1 pseudogene is annotated in these 735 nt (G+C 60.5%); it reads left to right on the top strand.

From position 1 onward, the window contains the following. Positions 1-74 precede the first annotated feature (74 nt). A pseudogene (locus R7Q48_RS27140) lies at positions 75-735 on the top strand (IS91-like element ISVsa3 family transposase); the annotation flags it as partial.

Raw genomic sequence — 735 nt, forward strand, 5'->3', positions numbered from 1 at the left:
AGCATCTTGTTCTGAAGTCATCAATTGCGGGGATGCCGGGCAGGAAGGGGAGTTGATACAAAGATGGGTATTGGCACCTGGTCAAGAAAGCGGGCCATACCCACCAAGTGGCCAAGACGGGCGCGGTCACCCTGATCCAGCGTTTTGGATCGGCGCTCAATCTGAATGTTCACTTCCACATGCTGTTTCTCGACGGTGTGTATGTCGAGCAATCCCACGGCTCAGCGCGTTTCCGCTGGGTCAAGGCGCCGACCAGCCCAGAGCTCACCCAGCTGACGCACACCATCGCCCACCGGGTGGGTCGCTATCTGGAACGGCAAGGCCTGCTGGAACGGGATGTCGAAAACAGCTATCTGGCCTCGGATGCGGTGGATGACGACCCGATGACACCCCTGCTGGGGCACTCGATCACTTACCGTATCGCTGTCGGTTCACAGGCGGGGCGAAAGGTGTTCACTTTGCAAACTCTGCCGACCAGTGGTGATCCGTTCGGTGACGGGATTGGCAAGGTAGCCGGGTCCAGCCTGCACGCCGGCGTGGCGGCCAGGGCCGATGAACGCAAGAAGCTCGAACGGCTGTGCCGGTACATCAGCCGCCCGGCGGTATCCGAGAAGCGGCTGTCGTTAACACGAGGCGGCAACGTGCGCTACCAGCTCAAGACGCCGTACCGGGACGGCACCACGCACGTCATTTTCGAACCATTGGATTTCATTGCAAGGCTGGCCGCCCTGGTAC

The organism is Vibrio sp. 378 (assembly GCF_033339435.1).